23 protein-coding genes are annotated in these 24,718 nt (G+C 68.1%); 14 read left to right on the top strand and 9 right to left on the bottom strand.

Annotated features, from left to right (window positions below):
* Positions 1 to 10: 10 nt before the first annotated feature.
* The 4 genes from C265_RS13335 to C265_RS13320 all read left to right on the top strand — a co-directional run bounded on the left by C265_RS13335 (position 11) and on the right by C265_RS13320 (position 3,984).
* Entirely contained in the window at positions 11 to 973 is a 963-nt protein-coding gene (locus tag C265_RS13335; protein WP_010813138.1) for an ABC transporter ATP-binding protein, read from the top strand.
* Positions 970 to 1,929 (top strand): ABC transporter ATP-binding protein, encoded by a 960-nt coding sequence (locus tag C265_RS13330; RefSeq protein WP_037024305.1) that lies wholly within the window; start codon positions 970 to 972, stop codon positions 1,927 to 1,929. Before C265_RS13335 ends, C265_RS13330 begins: the two co-directional genes overlap by 4 nt.
* Before the next feature lie 166 nt (positions 1,930 to 2,095).
* Positions 2,096 to 3,133, top strand: a complete 1,038-nt coding sequence (locus C265_RS13325) for a porin (protein WP_010813136.1) — start codon at positions 2,096 to 2,098, stop codon at positions 3,131 to 3,133.
* A 2-nt stretch (positions 3,134 to 3,135) separates the two neighbouring features.
* Positions 3,136 to 3,984, top strand: coding sequence for an N-formylglutamate amidohydrolase (locus C265_RS13320; protein ID WP_010813135.1), 849 nt, complete (start codon positions 3,136 to 3,138; stop codon positions 3,982 to 3,984).
* Positions 3,985 to 3,997: 13 nt separating this feature from the next.
* Here C265_RS13320 and C265_RS13315 read toward each other — a convergent pair whose 3' ends face one another.
* The 3 genes from C265_RS13315 to wrbA are packed head-to-tail and all read right to left on the bottom strand — an operon-like array spanning position 3,998 to position 6,442.
* Positions 3,998 to 5,416, bottom strand: a complete 1,419-nt coding sequence (locus C265_RS13315; protein ID WP_010813134.1) for an FAD-binding oxidoreductase — start codon at positions 5,414 to 5,416, stop codon at positions 3,998 to 4,000.
* A 19-nt stretch (positions 5,417 to 5,435) separates the two neighbouring features.
* Entirely contained in the window at positions 5,436 to 5,843 is a 408-nt protein-coding gene (locus C265_RS13310; RefSeq protein WP_010813133.1) for a DUF2069 domain-containing protein, read from the bottom strand.
* The gene (gene wrbA / locus C265_RS13305) at positions 5,840 to 6,442 is read right to left on the bottom strand and encodes an NAD(P)H:quinone oxidoreductase (RefSeq protein WP_010813132.1); all 603 of its coding nucleotides are present in this window, start codon (positions 6,440 to 6,442) and stop codon (positions 5,840 to 5,842) included. Before wrbA ends, C265_RS13310 begins: the two co-directional genes overlap by 4 nt.
* A gap of 166 nt (positions 6,443 to 6,608) precedes the next feature.
* On the opposite strand from wrbA, the gene C265_RS13300 reads away from it, so the two are divergent.
* Positions 6,609 to 7,955 (top strand): YihY family inner membrane protein, encoded by a 1,347-nt coding sequence (locus C265_RS13300; protein ID WP_010813131.1) that lies wholly within the window; start codon positions 6,609 to 6,611, stop codon positions 7,953 to 7,955.
* 28 nt (positions 7,956 to 7,983) lie between these two features.
* Here the strand turns inward: C265_RS13300 and C265_RS13295 are convergent, their stop codons facing one another.
* The 3 genes from C265_RS13295 to C265_RS13285 all read right to left on the bottom strand — a co-directional run bounded on the left by C265_RS13295 (position 7,984) and on the right by C265_RS13285 (position 10,538).
* Positions 7,984 to 8,301: an Mpo1-like protein gene (locus C265_RS13295; RefSeq protein ID WP_010813130.1), complete on the bottom strand. Its 318-nt coding sequence runs from the start codon at positions 8,299 to 8,301 to the stop codon at positions 7,984 to 7,986.
* Between the two features lie 102 nt (positions 8,302 to 8,403).
* Complete coding sequence (locus C265_RS13290; protein WP_010813129.1) at positions 8,404 to 9,228, bottom strand: alpha/beta fold hydrolase; 825 nt, start codon at positions 9,226 to 9,228, stop codon at positions 8,404 to 8,406.
* Positions 9,228 to 10,538, bottom strand: coding sequence for an O-acetylhomoserine aminocarboxypropyltransferase (locus tag C265_RS13285; protein ID WP_010813128.1), 1,311 nt, complete (start codon positions 10,536 to 10,538; stop codon positions 9,228 to 9,230). Before C265_RS13285 ends, C265_RS13290 begins: the two co-directional genes overlap by 1 nt.
* Positions 10,539 to 10,776: 238 nt before the next feature.
* Here C265_RS13285 and C265_RS13280 point away from each other — a divergent pair, with 238 nt between their 5' ends.
* From C265_RS13280 to C265_RS13260, 5 genes are all read left to right on the top strand, one after another.
* Positions 10,777 to 11,223, top strand: a complete 447-nt coding sequence (locus C265_RS13280) for a CBS domain-containing protein (protein WP_010813127.1) — start codon at positions 10,777 to 10,779, stop codon at positions 11,221 to 11,223.
* Between the two features lie 150 nt (positions 11,224 to 11,373).
* Complete coding sequence (locus C265_RS13275; protein WP_010813126.1) at positions 11,374 to 13,272, top strand: MFS transporter; 1,899 nt, start codon at positions 11,374 to 11,376, stop codon at positions 13,270 to 13,272.
* A gap of 26 nt (positions 13,273 to 13,298) precedes the next feature.
* On the top strand, positions 13,299 to 14,021 hold the full coding sequence (locus C265_RS13270; protein ID WP_010813125.1) for a glutathione S-transferase C-terminal domain-containing protein: 723 nt from the start codon (positions 13,299 to 13,301) through the stop codon (positions 14,019 to 14,021).
* Between the two features lie 74 nt (positions 14,022 to 14,095).
* Entirely contained in the window at positions 14,096 to 15,205 is a 1,110-nt protein-coding gene (aroC, locus tag C265_RS13265; protein WP_010813124.1) for a chorismate synthase, read from the top strand.
* A gap of 12 nt (positions 15,206 to 15,217) precedes the next feature.
* Positions 15,218 to 16,492, top strand: a complete 1,275-nt coding sequence (locus tag C265_RS13260; RefSeq protein ID WP_010813123.1) for an MFS transporter — start codon at positions 15,218 to 15,220, stop codon at positions 16,490 to 16,492.
* On the opposite strand, the gene C265_RS13255 is transcribed toward C265_RS13260, so the two are convergent.
* Both C265_RS13255 and C265_RS13250 read right to left on the bottom strand, forming a co-directional pair.
* On the bottom strand, positions 16,414 to 17,520 hold the full coding sequence (locus tag C265_RS13255; protein ID WP_010813122.1) for an NAD(P)/FAD-dependent oxidoreductase: 1,107 nt from the start codon (positions 17,518 to 17,520) through the stop codon (positions 16,414 to 16,416). The genes C265_RS13260 and C265_RS13255 overlap by 79 nt on opposite strands.
* A gap of 37 nt (positions 17,521 to 17,557) precedes the next feature.
* Positions 17,558 to 18,271 (bottom strand): FadR/GntR family transcriptional regulator, encoded by a 714-nt coding sequence (locus C265_RS13250; protein ID WP_010813121.1) that lies wholly within the window; start codon positions 18,269 to 18,271, stop codon positions 17,558 to 17,560.
* A 237-nt stretch (positions 18,272 to 18,508) separates the two neighbouring features.
* On the opposite strand from C265_RS13250, the gene C265_RS13245 reads away from it, so the two are divergent.
* From C265_RS13245 to C265_RS13235, 3 genes are all read left to right on the top strand, one after another.
* Entirely contained in the window at positions 18,509 to 19,396 is an 888-nt protein-coding gene (locus tag C265_RS13245; RefSeq protein WP_037024303.1) for a flagellar brake protein, read from the top strand.
* Positions 19,397 to 19,485: 89 nt separating this feature from the next.
* Positions 19,486 to 20,595 carry a triacylglycerol lipase gene (locus C265_RS13240; RefSeq protein WP_010813119.1) on the top strand — a complete coding sequence of 370 codons (1,110 nt, stop codon included), beginning with the start codon at positions 19,486 to 19,488 and terminating at the stop codon, positions 20,593 to 20,595.
* Positions 20,582 to 21,631: a lipase secretion chaperone gene (locus C265_RS13235; RefSeq protein WP_010813118.1), complete on the top strand. Its 1,050-nt coding sequence runs from the start codon at positions 20,582 to 20,584 to the stop codon at positions 21,629 to 21,631. The genes C265_RS13240 and C265_RS13235 overlap by 14 nt, the downstream gene beginning before the upstream one ends.
* A gap of 73 nt (positions 21,632 to 21,704) precedes the next feature.
* On the opposite strand, the gene C265_RS13230 is transcribed toward C265_RS13235, so the two are convergent.
* Complete coding sequence (locus tag C265_RS13230) at positions 21,705 to 23,393, bottom strand: electron transfer flavoprotein-ubiquinone oxidoreductase (RefSeq protein ID WP_010813117.1); 1,689 nt, start codon at positions 23,391 to 23,393, stop codon at positions 21,705 to 21,707.
* A gap of 311 nt (positions 23,394 to 23,704) precedes the next feature.
* Here C265_RS13230 and C265_RS13225 point away from each other — a divergent pair, with 311 nt between their 5' ends.
* The gene (locus tag C265_RS13225; protein WP_010813116.1) at positions 23,705 to 24,490 is read left to right on the top strand and encodes an SDR family oxidoreductase; all 786 of its coding nucleotides are present in this window, start codon (positions 23,705 to 23,707) and stop codon (positions 24,488 to 24,490) included.
* The last annotated feature ends 228 nt before the right edge of the window (positions 24,491 to 24,718 follow it).

Raw genomic sequence — 24,718 nt, 5'->3', positions numbered from 1 at the left:
GGAGCCCGGCATGGCACTACTGGAAGTTACCGGCCTGAGCACCAGCTTCGCGCTCGCGCGCGGGGCCGTGAAGGCGGTGGATGGCGTGTCGTTTGCGCTGGAGCCGGGCGAGATCCTCGGCATCGTCGGCGAGTCAGGCTCGGGCAAGTCGGTGACGGCGTTTTCGCTGATGAACCTGCTGGACCCGCCCGGGCGTGTCACTGGCGGTTCGGTGCGCTTCAAGGGACGGGAGCTGCTGGCGTGTTCGCCGCGCCAGTGGCAGGCGCTGCGCGGCGACCGCATCGCGATGGTGTTCCAGGATCCGATGATGTCGCTCAACCCGGTGATGCGCGTGGGCGACCAGCTGGCCGAGACCGTGCTGGTGCATCACCGCCGCACCCGCGCGCAAGCGCACGCGCAGGCAGTCGACGCGCTCACGCGCGTGGGCATCCCGGCGCCGGAGCAGCGCATGCGCGCCTATCCGCATGAGCTGTCGGGAGGCATGCGCCAGCGCGTGGCAATCGCCAATGCGCTGCTCAACCGCCCGGACCTGATCATTGCCGATGAGCCCACCACCGCACTGGACGTCACCATCCAGGCGCAGATCCTCTACGAGATGAAGCAGCTGGTGCGCGAGACCGGTGCCGCCGCGATCTGGATCAGCCATGACCTGGCCGTGGTCAAGGACCTGGTCGACCGCGTCTGCGTGATGTACGCGGGCAGGGTGGTGGAGCAGGGCCCGGTCGCCGACCTGATTGAGCGGCCGCTGCATCCGTACACGCGCGGGTTGCTGGATTCCCTGCCCACGCCGGCCATGCGCGGCGCAACGCTGCGCGCGATTCCGGGCGCGGCCCCGGCGCTGGCCGCGCTGCCACCGGGCTGCGCCTTTGCGCCGCGCTGCCAGCGCGCGCAGGACGCATGCCGCCAGGCGCCCGCCGAAACCACCGTGCGCGGCCGGACGCTGCGCTGCTTTTATCCCCTGGAGGTGGCATGACAGTCATGCTCGAAGCGCGCAACCTGCAGAAACGCTTCTCCATGAGGCCCGGCCTGCTGGGACGCATGGCCGGCAAGCCAGTGCAGGCGGTGCATGCCGTCAATGATGTCTCGCTGCAGGTGAAGAAGGGCGAGGTGCTGGGTGTGGTCGGCGAGTCCGGCTGCGGCAAGTCCACGCTGGGCCGCATGCTGGCGGGGCTGCTGCCGCAGACGGGCGGCGAGATTGCGTGGGAAGGCAGGCGCGCCGATATCGCGTCCGCCGGCTATCACCGCGCCGTGCAGATGGTGTTCCAGAACCCCTATGCCTCGCTCAACCCGCGGCTGCGCATCGGCCAGGCCATTACCGAAGGCGCGGTCTATCACGGCATGGTCAAGCGTGCGCGCGCGGCGTCGTTCGCCGGCGAACTGCTGCAGCAGGTGGGGCTTGATCCCAGCTACGCCGAGCGCTTTCCGCATGAGTTCTCCGGCGGCCAGCGCCAGCGCGTGGCCATTGCCCGCGCACTGGCGCTGCGCCCGCGCCTGCTGATCTGCGACGAGGCCGTGTCCGCGCTCGACGTCTCGGTGCAGGCGCAGATCATCAACCTGTTCATGCAGCTGCGGCGCGAACACGAACTGACCTATGTCTTCATCAGCCACAACCTGGCGGTGGTGGAGCATATGTCGGACCGCGTGGTGATCATGTACCTGGGCCGCATCGTCGAGAGCGGCGCTGCGCGCGACGTGTTCGGCGCGCCCAGCCATCCCTATACCCGTGCCCTGCTGGCCGACGCGCCGCGCCTGGGCGCCAGCCCGCCAGCGCACCAGCCGATCCGCGGCGAACTGCCCAGCCCGCTGGCGCCGCCCACGGGCTGCGCCTTCCATCCGCGCTGCCCGCATGCGAGCGCGCGTTGCGCGGCCGAAGTACCGGTGCTGCGCGATATCGGTGGGCGGCTGTCCGCCTGCCACTTGAATGACTAGATAGCTGCCGCCCGGCCGGCCCACGCTCCCCCCTGTGCATCGATGCCATCCCGCCGCGCGCGCGGCGGGCGGGGAGCGTGCGCGCTGCGCGGACAGACAACGCGGCAGTTGGGATCACCCTAGGGGGACTTGTGCGTTGGCACACAACAATAGAGGGAGCAGAAGCATGAAGGGTATCCAGACCAAGAGTGCGCTCGCACGCGCCTGCATCGGCGGCGCGCTGGCGCTGCTGTCGGCCGCGGCCGACGCATCGGTGACGCTGTACGGCCGCCTCGACACCGATATCGAATACCAGAAGGGCCCGGACGGCCGCGCCACGCAGATGGTCGACAACGCCTCGCGCTGGGGCATGCGCGGCAGCGAAGACCTGGGCGGGGGCTTGCGCGCCGCGTTCGGGCTGGAGCAGGGCTTTGCCGCCGACAGCGGCACGGCCACCAACCCGCAGTTCCGCAATGCCTTTGTCGGACTGCAGGGCGGCTTCGGCGCGATCGCGCTGGGGCGGCTGGATTCGGCGACGATCGTGGGTTCGCCGATCTACTCGCAGGTGACGCAGAACATCGACTTCGCCATCCATGATGCGGGCGCCACTGCCATCGGCACCAAGGTGCTGAACGCGCGCAACCGCGTGTCGAACGCGCTGGGCTACGCGACGCCGGAGTTCGGCGGCTTTTCAGTACGGGCGCGCGTGAACCTGGCGGGCCCCGATCCGGCCACTCCCAACGCCAGGTCGCCGGTGCGGGCCGAGGACGACTTCCGCCAGTACGACCTTGGCCTTAACTACGCTGCCGGCAACTTTGCCGCGGGCGTGGGCTATTCGCGCGATGCCAAGGCCGGCGGGCTGGTGGCCAATGATTTCCGCGACAAGGTGCAGGCCGCGGCGTCGTATAACTTTACCGTGGTCAATATCTACGGCATCTACGGGCGCGACCGCTACGCCGGCACTGCCGCCACCCGCACCGACGTGCCTTACTGGCTGGTCGGCTTCACCGTGCCCTATGGCGCCCACAAGCTCACCGTGAACTACATGGAGCGCGCAGTACAGCGCGACCCGCAAGGCAGGCTCAAGAAGGTGCAGGCCGGCTATGGCTACAGCCTGAGCAAACGCACCATGCCCTACGTCTTCTTCGATCGCGAGGATCCCAACTCGCACAAGCCCGGTGACGCCGTGACCACGGTCGGCATCGGCATCCAGCACAAATTCTGATAATGGCCCTTCCTTATTCGCTGACTGAACCGGCCGGCGCGGCGCTGCCGCTGGTGGTGGACTCCCCGCACAGCGGGCTGGTGCATGCCGAGACCCTGCCGCTGGCGGCGCCCCCCGAAGCCCTGCTGACGGGCTGGGACGCTTATGTCGACCAGTTGTTCGCGCATGCGCCGATAGTGGGCGGCACGCTGCTGTGCGCGCGCTTCCCGCGCTGGATGGTCGACGTCAACCGCGCCCGCGATGACATCGATCCCGCGCTGATCGACGGCGCCATGCCTTATGCCGTGCAGCCCAGCGACAAGTCCGGGCGCGGCATGGGCGTGCTGCGCCGGCTGGCGCTGCCGGGCGTGCCGGTGTACGCCGCGCCGCTGTCGCCGGACATGGCGGAGTACCTGCTGAAGACCTACTACGATCCCTATCACGCCGCGCTGTCCGGCCTGCTGGCGCAGCATCATGCGCGCTCGGGCGCGGTGTGGCATATCGACTGCCATTCGATGAAATCGCGCGGCAATGCGATGAACGTGGACAATGGCGTGGAGCGGGCTGACTTTGTGATCAGCAACGGCGACGGCGCCACCTGCTCGCCTGCGTTTATCGAGCTGGTGGCGCAGTGCCTGCGCGGCTTCGGCTACCGGGTGGGCATCAACTGGCCGTACAAGGGGGCGGAGCTGATCCGTGCCTATGCGGACCCGGCGCACGGCCGCCACAGCCTGCAGATCGAAATCAACCGCGCGCTTTATATGGACGAGGCAAGGTTCGCGCAGCACCGCGGCTTCGCCGTGCTGCGCGGCCATCTCGACCAGTTGCTGGAGGCGGTGGCGGCATATATCCGCGAGGCACTGGCGCGATGATGGCGCGGCGCGCTCAGATCACCTTGCCGGGATTCATCAGCCCCTGCGGATCGAGTGCGCCCTTGATCGCGCGCATCATCGCCAGTTCGACTTCGCTCTTGTAGAGCCGGTTTTCCTCGCGCTTGAGTTGGCCCAGTCCGTGCTCGGCGGAAATCGATCCGTTATGCGAGCGCACGCTGTCGTGCACGATGCGGTTGACCTGGTCCTGGTGCGCCAAGAAGGCGTCATGGTCGACGCCTTCCGGCGGCGACACGTTGTAGTGCAGGTTGCCGTCGCCGAGGTGGCCGAAGGTCACCATGCGCGCGCCGGGGAAGGCGTTCTGCAGCAGCGCGTCGGTGGTCTCGATGAAGTCCGCCACGCGCGACACCGGCACGGCGATATCGTGCTTGATGTTCTTGCCGTCTTCCACCTGCGCCAGCGGGATATGCTCGCGCAGGTTCCAGAAATCGCGCGACTGCTGCACCGATTCCGCCACCACCGCGTCGGCGACCACGCCGGCATCGAAGGCGGCCGACATCATGGTCTCGAAGATGCCGCGCGCATGGGCTTCGCTTTCGCTGTCGGACAGTTCCAGCAGCACCAGCTGCGGGTGGATGTCTGCGAACGGATAGCGCAGCTGCGGGAAGTGCCGCGTCACCAGCGTCATGCTGAGCGCGGACATCAGCTCGAACCCGGTCAGCATGGCGCCCGCATGCGACTGCGCGATGGCCAGCAGCGCCAGCGCGGCACGCGGGCTCTGCACCGCGGCCAGCGCGGTGACCGAGGCGCGCGGCAGCGGGAACAGCTTCATCACCGCCGCGGTGATGATGCCGAGCGTGCCTTCTGCGCCGACAAAGAGGTCGCGCAGGTCGTAGCCGGTGTTGTCCTTGCGCAGCCCGCGCAGGCCGTGCCAGATCTCGCCCGACGGCGTCACCACTTCCAGGCCCAGGCACAGCTCACGCGTGTTGCCGTAGCGCAGCACCGCGGTGCCGCCGGCATTGGTCGACAGGTTGCCGCCGATGGTGCAGCTGCCTTCGGCCGCCAGGCTCAGCGGAAACAGCCGGCCGTGCTCGCGCGCCACCTCTTGCAGGTGCTGCAGCACCACGCCGGCCTCGACCGTGATGGTGTTGTTGAGCGGATCGACCTGGCGGATGCGGTGCAGCCGCTGCAGCGAAACCACCACCTGGTCCTGCCCGGCCACCGGCGTGGCGCCGCCGCACAGGCCGGTGTTGCCGCCTTGCGGCACCACCGCGATCTTGTGCGCATGGCAGGCATGGACCACCTCCGCGACCTCCTCGGTGGTGCCGGGGCGCAGCACCGCCAGCGCTTCGCCGCGATAGCGCTTGCGCCAGTCGGTCAGGTAGGGTGCCTTGTCGGCTGCATCGGTCAGCACGTGCTGCGCACCCAGCGCGGCGCGGCACAGTGCGAGGAAGGAGTCTTGAGGCGAGGTCATGGCGACGGCGGAATGAGGGTCAGGACTTGGGCGCGGCCGGCTTGCCGGCCGCCCGGGCGCGGCGCTTGTAGGGGCGCAGGTACAGGATGGTGCTGGTGAAGAACACCAGCGTCAGCGCCACCTCCACCCACGCCAGCGTGGACGAGGGCGCGCGGTCGCTGGTGGCGCGCACGATGCCCTCGGTGAAGAACAGCAGGATCAGCATCGACGACCACTGCATGGTGTAGCGGTTGCGCGTCAGCACGCCGCGCAGCGGCAGCAGCAGCGGCAGGAACTTGATGATCAGCCACGATCCGCCAGGGCGCAGCGGCGCCAGGAACCATTCCCAGGCGATGCACAGCACCACCAGCGCCAGCAGGCTGCCCACGCTGAACCGGTACAGCCAGGGACTGTGCAGCGCCTGGTCGCTCTCGGGGATGGGGCTCATGCCGCGCCTCCCGCCAGGCGCAGCGCGGTCTGAGCCAGCCGCCGGCCCATGGCGATGGCCAGTCCCGATTCGTCTTCCGTGACCGGGCCGCGGTTGTCGCCGTGGGCATGGTGGCTGGGGCCGTAGGGTGTGCCGCCCGAGGCCGTGGTCATCAGGCCCTTCTCGGAATATGGCAGGCCCAGGATCAGCATGCCGTGGTGCAGCAGCGGCAGCATCATCGACAGCAGCGTGGTTTCCTGCCCGCCGTGCAGGCTGCCGGTGGCGGTGAAGACGCAGGCCGGCTTGCCGGTCAGCGTGCCCGACAGCCACTGCGCCACGGTGCCGTCCAGGAAGTACTTCATCGGCGCGGCCATGTTGCCGAAGCGGGTGGGGCTGCCCAGGGCCAGGCCGGCGCACTCCTCCAGGTCGCGCAGCTCGGCATAGGGCGGGCCGTCGGCCGGGATATCGGACGCGGTGGCCTCGCACACGGTGGAAACCGGCGGCACCGTGCGCAGCCGGGCCTGGGCGCCGGGGACGCTGTCGATACCGTTGGCAATCAGTTCGGCTAGTTTGCGGGTGCTGCCGTGGCGGCTGTAATACAGGACGAGGATGTCGGTCATGGAGCGGGATGGCCGGCGGTGGCGGGGTGGTGTTGCGCGAAAGGTGCCGGAAGCAATGCGCGTATTATAGATGCGCCCCCCGCGCCATCTCCCATCGGCTTTGCGCCCCCGGTGCCGCGGGCCGCCTGTTTATCCGTCAGAACCAGATCCAGGAGGTTGTTTGCGCATGATCGGACCCCGCGTTGCCCGCCTGCGCCGGGAATGGAACCTGCAGAAGGTACGCGCCCTGGCGCGCTATGCGCTGCGCCGCGCCGGCGAAGACCGGCTGCCGCAGGTCTCGGCCAGCCTGACCTTCACCACCGTGCTGGCAGTAGTGCCGGTATTGACGGTGGCGTTCGCGCTGCTGGCCGCGTTCCCGGTGTTCCGCGACTTCCGCAACGCCATCGAGGCGTTCCTGTTCCAGAACCTGATCCCCGGCAACGTCAGTGAATCGATCCAGCGCTACCTCGGCATGTTCGCCAAGAGCGCGCGCGGGCTGACCGCAATGGGCCTGGGCGGGTTGATGGTCACCTCGGTGCTGACCATGCTGACCGTGGAAGACGCGCTCAACGCGATCTGGCGCGTCAAGCAGCGCCGCCCGCTGGCGCAGCGGGTGCTGGTGTTCTGGGCGGTGCTGACCTTCGGGCCGGTGCTGATCGGCGCGAGCCTGTCGATCAGCTCCTACCTGATCTCGGTCTCGGCGGGCTATGTCGGCACCATGCCGGTGGGGCTGGGGCTGCTGGTGGGCGCGACGCCGGTGCTACTGTCGGCGCTGGCCTTCGCCTTCCTGTACACGGCGGTGCCCAATGCCTATGTCGAATGGCGCGATGCCATCGTGGCCGGCCTGGTGGCGGCGGTCGCGTTCGAGTTCGCCAAGCGCGGCTTCGGCTATTTCATCACCGAGATCCCGGCCTATACCGCGGTCTACGGCACCTTCGCCGCGTTGCCGCTGTTCCTGCTGTGGATCTACCTGAGCTGGCTGGTGACGCTGCTGGGTGCGACCATTGCCGCCAACCTGCCGGTGATCCGGCAGGGCTACTGGCGCCGCCGCACCTTTGCCGGCAGCGAGTTCTTCGATGCGCTGGGCGTGCTGCTACTGCTCTACCGCGCGCGCGACGAGGTGCCGCGCAGCGTTGGCGAACTGGACCTGGGCCGCAAGCTGCGGGTCGAGGCCGATTACCTGTCGGACCTGCTGGGCAAGCTCAAGGCCATGCATCTGGTCGGGCGCTTGCAGCAGGAGCGTGGTCAGGCCCATTGGGCACTGCTGTGCAATCCGTCACAGGTGACGTTGCGCACGCTGCATGACCGGCTGGTGCTGAACCTGCCGCGGCTGCCGCGCACCGCGCTGGCGCAGCAGCTGCAAGGGGCGGATGCGCTCAAGTCGGTCCTGGACAATCCGCAGCTGGATCAGACGCTGGAGGCGGTGTTCCGGCAGCAGCCGGCCGATCTGCCGCCGACTGAAGGGGATGGGGGGAGCCACCCCCAGCGGCGCACGCTGGAAGTGGTGCCGCCGGGCTGGCATGGCCAGGTGTAAGGTCCGCCCCCTGCGACAGTGAAGTTGCTCAGAACGGGATCCTGCCCCGCCAGATATCGGCATACATCACCCAGTCTCCCATCAGGCTGTAGAGCGGATGCCGGAACGTCGCCGGCCGGTTCTTCTCGAAACCAAAGTGCCCGACCCAGGCAAAGGCGTAGCCTGCCAGCACGGCGGCCAGCAGCCACCATGCATTGCCGGTAACCACCAGCGCCACCAGGCACAGCAACGCTACCGTCGACCCGGCAAAATGCAGGCGCCGGCAGGTACGGTTCTGGTGTTCGCTCAGGTAGTAGGGATAGAAGGCCGCGAAGTTCTCGAACTCGCGCGCGCGGGCGTGGGCCATGGCTGTCTCCGGCAGGTCTTGTTTTGTGCAGTGTAGACCTTCTGCGCCGAGGTGTCGGGAGGCTGGCCGCCGGCGTGGCTGGCCAGCCATCCGCGACCAGGCTTAGCCGGCAGCGACCACCTTGCGCGCAAAGGCCGCCAGCGCGTCCAGCACTTCATCCGGGCGTTCGCCCATCAGCGCGTGGCCGCACGGCACCGTGACCAGGCTTGCCTTGGCCATCTTGCCGGCCAGCGCCTGGGCCGCCTTGGGCGACGTCATCATGTCCTTGGTGCCGGTGATGAAGAGCGCCGGGCAGGCCACTGCGGCCGCGGCCTCTTCGCCATGGGCGTAGGCATTGCAGGCCGAGAAGTCATTGTGGAACACATGGGCCTGCGGGTTGTTGCGCGACACGCGCTCCATCAGCCGCTGGCTGCCGCCGTGCATCCACGCGCCCGGCCCGGGCGAAGACGGCTTGTTGGCCAGGCTCGAATGCGACCAGGTATTGACCATGGCGATGGCCTCGCCCTCGCGGTTGAGCGAGGCGTCCAGCAGCGCGTCCGAGACCTTCATCGGGTAGGCCGTCGCCAGCAGGCCGATGCCGCGCACCGCCTGCGCATGCCGCGCCGCGCATTCCAGCGCGATCAGCGAGCCCATGCTGTGGCCGAACACGAAGGCCGGCGCCTTCACGCCGGCGGCGGCCACCAGCGCCATGACCCAGTCGGCCATGGCCTCGACGGTGGCCAGCGGCGCGCCCTTGCTGCGGTTGTGGCCCGGCAGGTCCACCGCCAGCACCGAGAAGCCGTGGTTGGCAAACCAGCGCGTCTGCAGGGCCCACACGCTATGGTCGTTCTGCGCGCCGTGGACGAACACGGCACAGGGCAGGGCGGGATCGAAGGGTTTGCCGCCGGTATAGGCGTAGGCCGTCTGGCCGGCAATGGTCAGTTCCATCAGGCTTGCCCTCCCTTGCCACTCATGGCTTTCTCGGCCGCCTTCAGGCCGCGCTTGAGATCGTCGATCAGGTCATCCGGGTCTTCCAGCCCGATCGAGAGCCGGATCGTGCCCTCGGTGATGCCTGCCGACTGCAGCGCCGCCGCGTCCATGCGGAAGTGCGTGGTCGAGGCCGGGTGGATCACCAGCGAGCGCGCGTCGCCCACATTGGCCAGGTGCGAGAACAGCGACATGCTCTCGATGAAGCGCTGGCCGGCCACGCGGTTGCCCTTCAGGTTGAAGCTGAACACCGCGCCGCAGCCGCGCGGCAGCAGGCGCCTGGCCAGTTCGTAGTCGGGGTGCGATTCCAGTTCCGGGTAGGACACCGACTCCACCATCGGGTGCGAGACCAGGAACTGCACCACCTTGCGGGTGTTGTCGACATGGCGGCTCATGCGCAGCGGCAGCGTCTCAACGCCCTGCAGCAGCTGCCAGGCGGCCATCGGGTTCATGCAGGCGCCGAAGTCGCGCAGGCCCTCGCGGCGCGCGCGCAGCAGGAAGGGCGCCACCGTGCTTTCCTCGGTGAACACCATGTTGTGGAAGCCCTCGTACGGCTCGGACAGCTCCGGGAAGCGCCCGGAGGCCTCGAAGTCGAAAGTGCCGCCTTCGACCAGCACGCCGCCGATGGTGGTGCCGTGGCCGCCCAGGAACTTGGTGGCCGAGTGGTAGAGCAGGCCGGCGCCGTGATCGAACGGGCGCAGCAGGTAGGGCGTGGTGAAGGTGGAATCCACCAGCAACGGGATGCCGTTATCCTGGCCCAGTTGCGCCAGCGTCGGGATGTCCAGCACGTCCAGCCCCGGGTTGCCCAGGGTCTCGCCGAACAGCAGCCGGGTATTGGGCCGGATCGCGGCGCGCCAGGCGTCGATGTCGCGCGCCTTGACGAAGGTGGTCTCGATGCCGAAGCGGCGCAGCGTGTAGTGCAGCAGGTTGTGCGAGCCGCCGTACAGCGCCGACGAGGCCACCACGTGCGAGCCCGCGCCCATCAGCGTGGCCACCGCCAGGTGCAGCGCGGCCTGGCCCGAGGCCGTGGCGACGGCGCCGGCGCCGTTCTCCAGCGCGGCGATGCGCTCTTCCAGCACGGCCACGGTGGGGTTGGAAATACGGGAATAGACGTGCCCCGCGCGCTCCATGTTGAACAGCGACGCGGCGTGCTCGCTGTCGCGGAACACGAAGGACGTGGTCAGGTGGATGGGGGTGGCGCGGGCCCCGGTGGCGGGGTCTGGCGCGGCGCCGGCGTGCAGCGCCAGCGTGTCGAATCGGGTTCCGGACATGGTCGGTCGGCCTTGAGTTGTCTCCGGCCAGCATCGTAGCACCGTGCGCGCGCCGACGCCCGCAAACCGGCCTCCTGCTTTACTTTGACGGCGGGTTTGGGCTAGGATCGGCCAACGGGGCGCCGTGATGCAGCGCGCGCCCGCACACCCGTAGACAGATAACAATGTGACCGGTATCGCCTCCTGTGCCCCCCGCCGGAGCGATGCCCCAGTTTGAGCGCAGGCAGCGGAGACCAACATGAAAGTCAGCGACATCCTCCAGATCAAGGGCAATACGCTCTATACCGTGACGCCTGACACCTCCTTGCTGGTAGCCGTCCACACCATGGCCGAGCACGATATCGGCTCGCTGGTGGTGATGGAATACGGCGACCTGGTCGGCATGCTGACCTTCCGCGAGATCATCGAGACGCTCGCCCGCAATCATGGCAACGTCGGTGGCACCAGCATCCGCAAGGTGATGGACGATGCGCCGCTGACCTGCACCATGGAGACCGACGTCAACGAGGTCCGCCGCATGATGCTGGAGCGTCACACCCGCTACCTGCCGGTGCTCGACAACCGCACGCTGATGGGCGTGATCTCCTTCTACGACGTCGCCAAGGCCGTGGTCGAGGACCAGAGCTTCGAGAACAAGATGCTCAAGGCCTATATCCGCGACTGGCCGGAAGAGCGCGCCGAGTGATGGCGCCGGGCCGCCCGGACTGAAGCTTCCTTCGGAAATACCCTCGGTTGGCGCCGCGCGGCCGTGGCGGGGTGGCGGCCGGACGCCGGCTCCGGCAAACTTGCCGGCGTTCCCACTTCCGCGGCGGTCCGCTGACCGACCGGCCCATCCATGAGCCAACCCAGCCAGTTCCGACTGCTCGGCCTGCGCCGCTTCGCCCCGTTCTTCTGGACCCAGTTCCTGGGGGCGATGAACGACAACGTCTTCAAGGTCGCCTTCACCTCGCTGGTGACCTACCACACGGCGCTGTTCGAGGGCGTGGACGCGCGCAGCGCGGCCTTCCTGATCTCGGCCATCTTTATCGCGCCGTTCGTGCTGTTCTCCGCCACCAGCGGGCAGATCGCCGACAAGCTGGAGAAGTCGCGCCTGATCCGGCTGGTCAAGTCGCTGGAAATCGCCATCATGGTGCTGGGCCTGGCCGGCTTTGCCTGGCACAGCGCGCCGCTGCTGTACGCCGGCACCTTCCTGATGGGGCTGCATTCCACGCTGTTCGGGCCGGTCAAGTTTGCCTACCTGCCGCAGCACCTGGATGAAAGCGAACTGGTCGGCGGCAACGGCATGGTGGAGATGGGCACCTTTGTCGCGATCCTGATCGGGACGCTGATCGGCGGCGAACTGGCCGGGCTGCAGCAGGGCGGAACCATCGTGGGGCCGATGTACGTGGGCGCGGTGTGCGTGGTGATCGCCGTGGCGGGGCGGCTGGTGTCGGGCCGCATCCCGGTTTCGCCGGCGCCGCAGCCGGACCTGCGCATCAACTGGAACCCGTTTTCCGAGACCTGGCGCAACCTGGTGCTGGCGCGTGGCAACCGCACGGTATTCCTGAGCCTGCTCGGCATTTCGTGGCTGTGGTTCCTGGGCGCCACCTTCCTGACCTCGTTCTTCAGCTATGCCAAGGATGTGCTGGGCGGCGACCAGAACGTGGTGACGCTGCTGCTGGCGGTGTTCTCGCTGGGCATCGGCACCGGTTCATTGCTGTGCGAGCGCTTGTCCGGGCGCCATGTCGAGATCGGCCTGGTGCCGTTCGGCTCGATCGGCATGACGGTGTTCGCGGTCGACCTGTACTTTGCCAGCCAGGGGCAGGCACCCGTGGCGCTCAGCAGCATCGGCGGCTTCCTGGCCGAGCCGCGCCACTGGCGCGTGCTGGCGGACCTGTTCCTGCTGGCCATGTTCGGCGGCTTCTACAGCGTGCCGCTGTACGCGCTGATCCAGAGCCGCAGCGCGCCCACGCACCGCGCCCGCATCATCGCCGCCAACAACATCCTGAACAGCTTCTTCATGATTGCCGCGTCGCTGCTGGGCGTGGCGATGACGCAGGCGGGCTACAGCATCCCGCAGCTGTTCCTGGTGGTGGGGCTGCTCAATGCGGTGGTGGCGGTCTACATCTACTCGCTGGTGCCGGAATTCCTGCTGCGCTTTATCGCGTGGATCCTGGTCCATACCCTCTACCGGCTGCGCCGCGTCAATGCCGAGCGCATTCCCGCCGACGGCCCGGCCGTGCTGGTCTGCAACCACGTCAGCTTTGCCGACGCGGTGGTGCTGATGGCCTGCAGCCCACGCCCGGTGCGCTTCCTGATGGACCACAACATCTTCAGGGTGCCGCTGCTGTCGTGGTTCTTCCGCCAGGCCCGCGCTATCCCGATCGCGCCGGCGCACGAGAATCCGGACATGCTCAGGCGTGCCTATGACAGCGTGGCGCAGGCGCTGGACGAGGGGGATCTGGTCTGCATCTTCCCCGAAGGCAAGATCACCGCCACCGGCGAGATCAACCCGTTCAGGCAGGGCGTGCAGCAGATCATCCGGCGCACGCCGGTGCCGGTGGTGCCGATGGCGCTGCGCGGGCTGTGGGGCAGCTTCTTTTCGCGCAAGGGGGCACCGGCGATGTCGCGGCCGTTCCGGCGCGGCATCCTGAACCGGCTGGAACTGGTGGTGGGCGAGCCGGTGCCGCCCGAGGCCGCCACCCCGGAAGGGCTGCAGCAGATGGTGCAGGCCCTGCGCGGCGACTGGCGCTAACGCCTTGTGCCGAACCCGAATCCACGATGATCACGCTCTACACCTTTGGCCCCGCCTTCGGGCTGCCCGACGCCAGCCCCTTCGTCACCAAGGCCGAGATGCTGCTCAAGCTGGCCGGCCTGCCTTACCAGGCGCGCCGCGGCAGCCTGCGGCGCGCGCCCAAGGGCAAGCTGCCCTACCTGGACGACATGGGCCGGATCGTGGCGGATTCCACCTTGATCCGCTGGCATATCGAGAAGACCTACCACATCGACTTCGACGCGGGCCTGAGCGCGGCCGAGCGCGGTATCGCCTGGGCCGCCGAGAAGCTGATGGAAGACCACCTGTATTGGGCGGTGGCGCGGGTGCGCTGGCTGGACCAGGCCAACTTCGACAAGGGGCCGGCCCAGTTCTTCCGCGGCGTGCCGGCGCCGGTGCGCGGCCTGGCCGAGCGGCTGGTGCGCTACAAGGTGCGCAAGACGCTGTGGGGGCAGGGCCTGGGCCGGCATAGCGAAGAAGACCTGGTGGCGCTGGCCAGCAAGGGCGTGACCTCGATCGCCGACATCCTGGGCGACAAGCCCTACCTGATGGGCAACGTGCCATGCGGGGCCGACGCCACGCTGTTTGCCTTTGCCGGCAGCCTGCTGTGCCCCGTATTCGACACTCCGATCCGCACCGCGGCCGAGGGGCATGCCAACCTGGTGGCCTATATGGAGCGGATGCGCGCCGAGTTCTACCCCGAACTGGCGCTGGAAAGCGCCGCCGCCTGAGCCTGCCGGGCCGCCCGAGGCCCGCCATTGGCCTTACAATGGAAACCTTCCCCAATTCCTGTGCGGTTTCCATCATGTCCGGCAACACCCTTGGCCTGCTTTTCACTGTTACCACCTTCGGCGAATCGCACGGGCCCGCCATCGGCGCGGTGGTGGACGGCTGCCCGCCGGGCATGGCGCTGACCGAGGCCGATATCCAGGGCGACCTGGACCGCCGCCGGCCCGGCACCTCGCGCCACGTCACGCAACGCCAGGAACCCGACCAGGTCGAGATCCTGTCCGGCGTGTTCGAGGGCAAGACCACCGGCACCCCGATCTGCCTGCTGATCCGCAATACCGACCAGCGCAGCAAGGACTACGGCAATATCGTCGAGACCTTCCGCCCGGGCCATGCCGACTACACCTACTGGCAGAAGTACGGCATCCGCGACCATCGCGGCGGCGGCCGCTCGTCGGCGCGCCTGACCGCGCCGGTGGTGGCGGCCGGGGCGGTGGCCAAGAAGTGGCTGCGCGAAAAGTATGGCACCGAGATCCGGGGCTATATGTCGCAGCTGGGCGAGATCGCGGTGCCGTTCACGGACTGGTCGCACGTGCCGGAGAACCCGTTCTTCGCGCCCAACGCCGACATCATCCCCGAGCTTGAAACCTATATGGACGCGCTGCGCCGCGACGGCGACTCGGTCGGCGCGCGCATCGAGGTGGTGGCCAGCAACGTGCCGGTGGGCCTGGGCGAGCCGCTGTTCGACAGGCTCGACGCCGACATCGCCCACGCCATGATGGGCATCAACGCGGTCAAGGGCGTGGAGATCGGCGCCGGCTTCGACAGCGTGGCCCAGCGCGGCAGCGTCCATGGCGACGAGCTGACCGCCGAGGGCTTCCGCACCAACAATTCCGGCGGCGTGCTGGGTGGCATCTCCACCGGCCAGGACGTCACCGTGTCGCTGGCGATCAAGCCGACGTCTTCCATCCGCACCCCGCGTGAATCGATCGACAAGGCCGGCAATGCCGCCACCGTCGAGACCTTCGGCCGCCACGACCCGTGCGTGGGCATCCGCGCCACGCCGATCGCCGAGGCCATGCTGGCGCTGGTGCTGATCGACCACGCCCTGCGCCACCGTGCCCAGTGCGGCGACGTCAAGGTCGATACGCCGCGCATTCCCGCGCAGGCCGGCCAGACCCCCTGACCTGACCTCGCGTTGGCCACGCCTTTCGCGGGCGGCGGTGCCACCGGCGCCGGCCGCCCCGACTACGCCCGTTTCGGGCTCTTCTATCTTGGCTACTACGGCTACGTCGGCCTGATCTCGCCGTACGTCAGCCTGTATTTCGCCGACCGCGGCTTCAACCCGGTGCAGATCGGCGTGCTGATGGCGAGCTTCCAGGTCAGCCGCATCGTCGGGCCCTACCTGTGGGGCTGGCTGTCCGACGTGATGCACACGCGTGTGCGCATCCTGCGCGTGAGCGCGTTCACCTCGTTGCTGGCCTTCCTGATGCTGCCGGGTGTGGGCAGCTACGGCGGCATGATGGCGATGATGCTGACGCTGAGCCTGCTCACCAGCGCGATGTCGCCGCTGGGCGATGCCCTGACCATCTCCACGCTGCGCCGCTACGGCGCCTTCGACCATAGCTACGGCCGCATCCGCATGTTCGGCTCGGTCGGCTTTATCGGCGCGGTGCTGGCCGGCGGGGCGCTGTTCGAAGCGGTCGGCATGCGCGCCTTCCCGTGGGTGGCCAGCACGCTGCTGGCGATCCTGGCCGGCGTGGTGCTGACCATGCATGACGCCGCCGACGACGGCCCGCGCACGGCGCCGCCGCGCGCCTTGCCGCTGCTGCGCCGCCCGGACGTGGCCTGGTTCCTGGCGTCAGCCTTCCTGATGATGTTCGCGCACGCCGCGCTCTATGTGTTCTATTCGCTGTGGCTGGCGCAGCTGGGCTACAGCAAGTTCGCCATTGGCGTGATGTGGACCATCGGCGTGGTCGCCGAGATCGTTTTCTTCTACTACCAGGGCCTGCTGTTCGCGCGCTATGCGCTGCGCACGATCCTGGCCGGCACCTTCGTGCTGGCGGCGCTGCGCTTCGGCCTGACCGGCTACCTTGCCCAGTTTGCCTGGCTCATGGCGCTGGTACAGGTGCTGCACGCGGCCACTTTTGCCGCGCACCACAGCGCCAGCCTGAAGCGGTTGCAGGCATGGTTTGCCGGGCCGCTGCAGGGGCGCGGGCAGGCGCTGTACACGGGCATTTCCTACGGCGTCGGCGGCACGCTGGGCGGGCTGGCGATGGGCTGGACCTGGAACGCGCTGGCGCCCGAGCATACCTTCGGGCTGGCCGCCATTTCCGCGGCGGCCGGCGCGTTCTGTGCGGTGATGAGCTTCCGCGCGGAAGGCGATGGCGCCGCTCAGGCCAGCGCCGCGCAGACCCGCTCGGCGATCGCCAGCGACGAGGTCAGCCCTGGCGACTCGATGCCGAACAGGTGAACCAGCCCCGGCACGCCATGCACGGCGGGGCCGTCGATGCGGAAGTCCGCGGCAACCTCGTGCGGCCCGCTGATCTTGGGGCGGATGCCGGCATAGCCGGGTTGCAGCGCGCCGTCGGCCAGCCCCGGCCAGTAGCGGCGCACTTCGTCATAGAAACCGTCGGCGTCGGCCGGGTTCACGCCGTATTCGATCTCGTCGATCCAGCGCACATTGGGGCCGAAGCGCGCCTGGCCGCCCAGGTCGATGGTCAGGTGCACGCCCAGCCCGGCCGCCTCGGGCACCGGGTAGATCAGCCGTGAGAACGGCGCGCGCCCGGCCAGCGTGAAATAGCAGCCCTTGGCGTAGTACTGCGGCGGGATATGGGTCTCGGGCATGCCGTCGATGCGGCGCGCCAGTTCCGGCGCGGTCAGCCCGGCCGAGTTCACCACCGTGCGCGCCAGCAGCGTGGTGGCGCTGCCATCCTCGCTGCCGATCTCCAGCCGGATGCCGTCCGCCGTCACCGCGCCGCCCAGCACCGGCGACTGCACCGCCAGCATCGCGCCGGCGTTTTCCGCGTCGCCCAGCAGCGCGGTCATCAGGCCATGGCTGTCGACAATGCCGGTCGACGGCGACAGCAGCGCGGCATGGCACTGCAGTTGCGGCTCCAGCGCCTGCGCCTCGGCGCGGCTGACAAGGCGCAGGTCGTCCACGCCGTTGGCCGCCGCCTTGGCGCGGATGCCTTCGAGCGTTGCCACCTGGGCCTCGCTGGTGGCCACGATCAGCTTGCCGCAGCGCTGGTGCGCCACGTGGTGACTGGCGCAGTAGTCGTACAGCATGGCCTTGCCGCGCACGCACAGCTGTGCCTTGAGCGAGCCGGCCGGATAGTAGATGCCGGCGTGGATGACCTCGCTGTTGCGCGCGCTGGTGATGGTGCCGAAGGCGTTCTCGGTTTCCAGGATGATCACTTCGCGACCCTGCAGCGCGAGTGCGCGCGCCACCGCCAGTCCCACCACGCCGGCGCCGATGACGACGCAATCCACTGTTTCCATGGTTGTTCCTTGCTTCAAAGTCTGTGTGTTCGGAGGCTCAGGCCGTCAGGCCGAGGCGGGCGGCGGCGGCCGCAAGGTGCTGTTGCGCGGCACTGCGGGCGGCCGTGGCATCGCCGGCGGCAATCGCTTCGGCCAGCGCCGCATGTTCCTGGTCGGCGGCGCGCGGCGCGCCAGTCGTCACACTCAGCCGCGCGGTGTTCTCCCAGGCGCGCTGGCGCGCGGCCAGCATCTGCTGGCTGACGAAATCGGTCAGACCGGTAAAGCAGGGGTTGTGCGCGGCTTCGGCAATGGCATGGTGGAAGGCCATGTCGGCCGCCGCCGCGCTGGCCATGTCGCCCTGGCCGTCGGCCCGTGCCTGCATCGCCGCCAGTGCGCCGCGGATGGCATCGATATCGGCATCCGTGCGCCGCTGCGCGGCCATTTCGGCGCAGGCGGCTTCCACTACCCGGCGCAGTTCGAACAGCTGCGCCAGCGTCGGGCCGCCGTCGGGCGCGCTGGCCACGCGCCAGGCCTTGCCGCCCGGGGTCTCCGACACATAAGCGCCCGAGCCCTTGCGCGTCACCAGCACGCCATCGGCCTTCAGCTGGGCGATGGCCTCGCGCACGATCGGCCGGCTCACGCCGAAGTTATCGGCCAGGCTGGCCTCGGCCGGCAGGCGCGCGCCCGCGCCGTAGCGGCCGGCGAGGATGTCGTCGTGCAGGGTCTGGGCGATGCGGCTGGCGAGCGAGGCCGGGCGGGGCAGGATGGTCATGGTTTTGATATGTCAGTCTGTCAGACAGCTTTTGTTGATTTTCGGCCTAACTTTGCGAGGCGTCAAGGTCTCCGTAGGACGTGAATGCTACACATGCGTCTCTGGTCAATCGCCGAGGGCTTAATTTCGCCGCTCCGGCGCCGATAGAAGTCTGATACAGGTGGCGGATCCTGCGCGTCGGCTCCGCCCAAGGCTTGCCATGCCCCCATCCAATGCCGGGGCCTACTGCGAACAGCCATGATCCAGCTCACACCTAACGATCTTCCCGTCGGATACCCGCTGCCCTGGTCATTGCTCGATGGCGAGGGCAACCTGGTGCTCGGCAGCGGCAGTGTCATTCCCGATGAACGCGACCTGGCGCTGGTGTTCCGCCATGGCGTGGTCTGCCGCGAAGATGGCCACGAGGACGCCGATGACGAACTGCGTCCGGCCACCGGGCCGCTTGGCCTGCAGGTCGGCACGCTGCTGCATGTCAAGCATGAGGGCGAGGCCGCGCGCCCGGCCGCCAGCCGCCTGATCGGTTTTATCGAGCAGGGCCTGTTTGTCACCTGGCCGCAGCTCGGCGGGCGCGACCTGCCGCTGCAGGCGGGCGATGCCGTGCTGCTGCGCGGCTTCTCCGGACACGCCATCCACAGCTTCACCTCGACCATCACCGCCGTGTGCCGCAGCCCGTTTCGCTACCTGGTGCTGTCGGCGCCGGTGCAGAAGCACGCAATGCCGGTACGCAAGGCTGCGCGCGTGCCAACCCGGCTGGCCGCCTACCTGACCGAGTCCGGCGATGACGACGGCATCGACACCGGCACGGCGCGGCTGGCGCTGCTGTCCGACCTCAGCACCGGTGGCGCGCTGGTGCAGACCACCGCGCCGGCGCCGGCGCCGGGCAGCCGCGTGCGGCTGCGCTTCAAGATGCGCACGGCGTCACTGGACAGCGAGGTCACCATCGATGGCTGGATCCGCCTCGCGCCCCCCGGCGCGGCCAGCGACGATGCCGACTTCCCGGCCTTCGGCGTGGCCTTCGACGTGCTGGCCGAGCGCGAGCTGACGCTGCTGCAGTGCTACATCTACGAACAGCTGCTTTCCAGCACCCGCATGCCCTTGCAGCCCGCGGCTGTAGCGGCCGTTTAGAGGGAATCCGCTAATGTTTTGATTGTCTCGTCGGGGCGGCCAGTCTTTACTGCTTCCAACATAAAGAGACCCACCACCGAGGAGACAAGATGGAGCACAGCGGACACCACGCGTGCGGACGACGCACGCCCGCGCTACGCGAGCAGAAGGCCGGCAAGGCCTTGCGCAGGCTCGCAGGCACAGCCACGCTGGTCGCAGCGGCCATGCTGGCGCAGCCAGCACCAGCCCTGGCCGCGAGCGGCGACTACGCGAAGACGCGTTACCCGATCGTGCTGGTCCACGGACTGACCGGCGCGGCCAGGATGGGTGGTGTGCTCGACTACTGGTATGGCATCCCCGAAGTGCTGCGGGCCAACGGCGCGCAAGTCTATGTGGCCACGGTGCCGTCGTTCAACAGCGACGAAGAGCGCGCCCTGGCGCTGCAGGCCTATGTGCGCGCGGTCAAGCTGGAAAGCGGCGCAGACAAGGTCAACCTGATCGGCCACAGCCAGGGCGGGCCGACCTCGCGCATGCTGGCGGCGATGTCGCCGCAGGACGTGGCCTCGGTCACCACCATCGGCAGCCCGCATCGCGGCAGCGAAGTGGCCGACACCGTGCTGGACCTGATCAATGGCGTCAACAGTATTCCGATCGCCGGGCCGGTACTCGTCGGCATCATCCAGGGCGTGCTCGATACAGTGGGCTGGTTCAACGGCATCGGCAACGGGCAGGCGCTGGACCAGGATGCGCTGGCCTCGCTCAAGATCCTGACCACGCGTGGCGCCGCCGAGCAGAATGCGCGCCTCGATGCCACGCTGGTGCCCGGCACGAAATCGGCACTGGGGCCGGATTGCAATACTGCTGGCGCGGTGTCCGAGCAACGGCAGGCGCGCGATGCCGCGGGCAACTTCGTCACCCATACCCAGGCCGCGTATTCCTGGACCGGGCAGGGTGGGCCGTTCAGCCTGCTGCGCTCCAACCTGCTGGACCCGACCACGGTGATGATGTCGGCGTCGGCCGGGCTGATGGACCTGAAGGGCGCCGGCCCCAATGACGGGCTGGTCTCGGTCTGCAGCAGCAAGTGGGGCCGGGTGCTGGCCACGGGCTACTACTGGAACCATCTCGACGAGGTGAACCAGATGGCCGGCCTGTACCAGGACGTCGATCCGCGCACGGTCATCCTCAGCCACGCCAACCGGCTGCGCAATGACCAGCTCTGAGCGCTCGCCGCGGCCCTGGCTGGCCTTGCTGCCGGCCGGCGCGGCGGCGGCCGCGGTGTACTGGCTGACGATGCCGTCTGGCCCGGTTGCCGTGCCGCAGCGCCCGGCAGCGATCACCACCGCTGCGAGTCCTTCGGCGACATCGGCTGACGCCGGACCCGCCGGCGTGGCTGCCTTGCCATCGCTGTCCGGCGTCGACGTGCCCGCGGGCCCCGAACTCGACGCGCAAGGCAACCTGCGCCTGACGCGCGCGCTGCGCACCTACTTCGACTACTTCCTCAGCGCCCGCCACGACGCCGGCGGCGCCGACGCGCTGGACCGGCTGGTGTACGACGATATCCGCCGCCGCGTGCCGCAGCCCGCGGCAGGGCAGGCGTGGCAGCTGTGGCAGCGCTACCTGGCTTATCTTGCCGAGATTCAAGCGCTGGCCGCGCGCAAGCCGCGGGCGGATACGAACGGCACGCTGGATGCGGCACAAGTGCGGCAGTTGCGCGCGCTGCAGGCCGGGCGTAACGGCGCGCGGCAGCACCTGCTGCCGGAGGTGGCGGCAATCTGGTTCGGCGACGAGCAGGTGTATGACGATGCCATGCTGGCGCGGCTGGACATCGCGGCACAATCCGGCCTGGATGACGCGCAGCGGCGGCAGCGGCTGGCCGAACTCGAAGCCACGCTGCCCGAGCCACTGCGTGCGGCACGGGAGGCCAGCGCGCGTCCGCAGGCGATCAGCGACACCATCGCCGGCATGCAGGCCGCCGGCCGCAGTGCGCAGGACATCGGTGCGGCGTTGGCGCAGGCCTACGGTGCCGAGGTGGCGCAGCGCTACCAGCAGCAGGCGCAAGCCGGGCAGGCCTGGCAGCAGCGCTACGACGACTACGCCGCGCGCCGCGCGCAGATCGAGTCATTCCCGGGGTTGTCGGAGCAGGACCGCCGGCAGCAGCTGGATGCGCTGCGCAGCCAGGCCTTCGGCAATCCCGCCGAGGCGCTGCAGGCCGAGGTGGTCGACAAGGCGATGGCCGCGCGGCGGCAGGCACGATAGCCGCGCTGCATCGCCCAAAGAAAAACGGCACCGGGTTTCCGGTGCCGTTTTTTCTGCCGCTGGCGCGGCAGGCTTACATCCCGACGTAGTTCGGACCGCCGCCGCCTTCCGGCGTCACCCAGACGATGTTCTGGGTCGGATCCTTGATGTCGCAGGTCTTGCAGTGAACGCAGTTCTGCGCATTGATCTGCAGACGTTCCTTGCCCGACGTCTCGTCCTGCACGAACTCATACACACCTGCCGGGCAGTAGCGCGACTCGGGGCCGGCGTACTTGTCCCAGTTGATGTTGACCGGAACGCTGGCGTCCTTGAGCGTCAGGTGCGCCGGCTGGTTCTCTTCGTGGTTGGTGTTGCTGATGAACACCGAGCTCAGGCGGTCGAAGGTCAGCTTGCCGTCCGGCTTCGGATACTCGATCTTCTGGCACTCGGCCGCGGGCTTCAGGTACACATGGTCCGGCTTCACGCGGTGGATGGTCCATGGCGGGTTGCGGATGCCCAGCTTGGGCAGCAGCCATTGCTCGATGCCGGTCATCAGCGTGGCGGTGGTGCGGCCCTTCTTGAACCACTGCTTGAAGTTCTTGGCCTGCAGCAGTTCCTTGTGCAGCCAGCTCTGCTCGAACGCGGTCGGGTAGGCGGCCAGCTCATCGTGCTGGCGGCCGGCCTGCAGCGCGTCATAGATGGCCTCGGCGGCCAGCATGCCGGTCTTGATGGCGGCGTGGCTGCCCTTGATGCGCGAGGCGTTCAGGTAGCCGGCGTCGCAGCCGACCAGCGCGCCGCCCGGGAACACGGTCTTGGGCAGCGACAGCAGGCCACCGGCGGTGATGGCGCGGGCGCCGTAGGAGAGGCGCTTGCCGCCCTCGAAGTACTGGCGGATTTCCGGATGCGTCTTGAAGCGCTGGAATTCCTCGAACGGAGACAGCCACGGGTTGGTGTAGTCCAGGCCGACCACAAAGCCGACCGCGACCTTGTTGTCTTCCATGTGGTACAGGAACGAGCCACCGTAGGTGGCGGGGTCGAGCGGCCAGCCGGCGGTGTGCACCACCAGGCCGGGCTTGTGCTTGGCCGGGTCGATCTCCCACAGCTCCTTCAGGCCGATGCCGTAGCTCTGCGGATCCTTGCCGGCATCGAGCTTGAATTTCTCGATCAGTTGCTTGCCCAGGTGGCCGCGCGCGCCTTCGGCGAAGATGGTGTACTTGGCATGCAGTTCCATGCCCAGCTGGAAGTTGTCGGTGGGCTCGCCTTCCTTGTTGATGCCCATATTCCCGGTGGCCACGCCCTTGACCGAGCCGTCTTCGTTGTAGAGCACTTCGGCGGCGGGGAAGCCCGGGAAGATCTCAATGCCCAGCGCCTCGGCCTGCTGGCCCAGCCAGCGCACGAAGTTCGACAGGCTGATGATGTAGTTGCCTTCGTTGTGGAAGCACTCTGGCAGCAGGGCCGGAGGCGTGCCCTTGGAGCCGGACTCGTTCAGGAACAGGAACTTGTCTTCGGTGACGGCCTGGTTCAGCGGCGCGCCCAGTTCCTTCCAGTTCGGGATCAGTTCATTGAGGGCGCGCGGGTCCATGATGGCGCCCGACAGGATGTGGGCGCCGGGCTCGGAGCCCTTTTCCAGCACGCACACGTTGACGTCGGCGCCTTTCTCCTGCGCGAGTTGCTTCAGGCGGATGGCGGTGGCCAGGCCGGCGGGGCCGCCGCCGACGATGACCACATCGTATTCCATGGCTTCGCGCGGGCCGAACTGCTCCAGGAGCTGTTGCTGATCCATTGTCTCTAACCCTCTATTTCTTTGCTGCTTGCTTGCAATTGTGGGAAATGCGGTGATCGTTTTGCCGAGAACCGGGCCAGCGCGCGGACGGGAACCGCGGATGGGTGAGTTGGCAGCGATTTGGGGTCCAAAGACTCCCGGATCGCGCGTTTTCCCTCTTTCCCTTTGCTGGTCAAGTTCTTAGAATCTCCGGCATTGTCCGGGACTCGCCACCCACAGGCAAGGATTTTTTTGGAACGGTCGTTCTTTTTTTTGATATGCTGCCTTCTGCTCCCGAATAGGCCGGAGGAGCTCCCGCACAAGAGGTAATCATGGGTTTGTCGATCAATCTGGAAGGCAAGGTCGCGCTGGTCACCGGCGCTTCAAGCGGGCTGGGCTCGCGTTTCGCGACGGTGCTGGCTGCCGCCGGCGCCAAGGTAGTGCTGGCCTCGCGCCGCACCGAGCGGCTCAAGGAACTGCGCGCTGCGATCGAGGCCGAGGGCGGCAGCGCCCATGTGGTGCGGCTGGACGTCACCGACCCGGACAGCATCCGCGCGGCGGTGGCGCATGCGGAGACTGAGGCCGGCTCCATCGACATCCTGGTCAACAACTCCGGCGTGTCGACCACGCAGAAGCTGACCGATGTGACCGCCGACGACTTCGATTTCGTGTTCGACACCAATACTCGCGGTGCCTTCTTCGTCGCCCAGGAAGTGGCCAAGCGCATGATCGCGCGCGCCAAGGGCGCCGAGCGCAACGGCAGCCCGCTGCCGCAGGCGCGGATCGTCAATGTCGCGTCGGTGGCGGGGCTGAAGGTGCTGTCGCAGATCGGCGTGTATTGCATGAGCAAGGCGGCCGTGGTGCACATGACCAAGGCCATGGCGCTGGAATGGGCGCGCCATGGCATCAATACCAACGCGATCTGCCCGGGCTATATCGATACCGAGATCAACCACCACCACTGGGATTCGGACGCCGGCCAGAAGCTGATCCAGATGCTGCCGCGCAAGCGCCTGGGCAAGCCGGAGGATCTCGACGGCCTGTTGCTGCTGCTCGCATCCGACCAGTCGCAGTTCATCAACGGCGCTGTCATCACCGCCGACGACGGCATGGTCTGACCGCCTGATCGCTGACCGGGGGGCGCAAGGCCCCCTGCATCCCGGCTGCGCGCCAAAAGCGCCGCGGGATGCCCGGACTGCACGCCCAGGGCTTATCCGGTCCCCTTGGGTGCGCCGTCGTCAGCACACATCAATCATCAGAAAATTCGTGCGTGGCGGGCCAGTCTTGGCATAATCCGCCATGTCTGCAGATTAAGTCTTTACATACAAGTAAAAAAACGCCGCGGT

Source organism: Cupriavidus sp. GA3-3, assembly GCF_000389805.1.
Classification (GTDB): Bacteria; Pseudomonadota; Gammaproteobacteria; order Burkholderiales; family Burkholderiaceae; genus Cupriavidus; species Cupriavidus necator_D.
The sequence above is the reverse complement of the archived record's forward strand: the minus strand, read 5'-3'. Positions and strand labels throughout refer to the sequence as shown.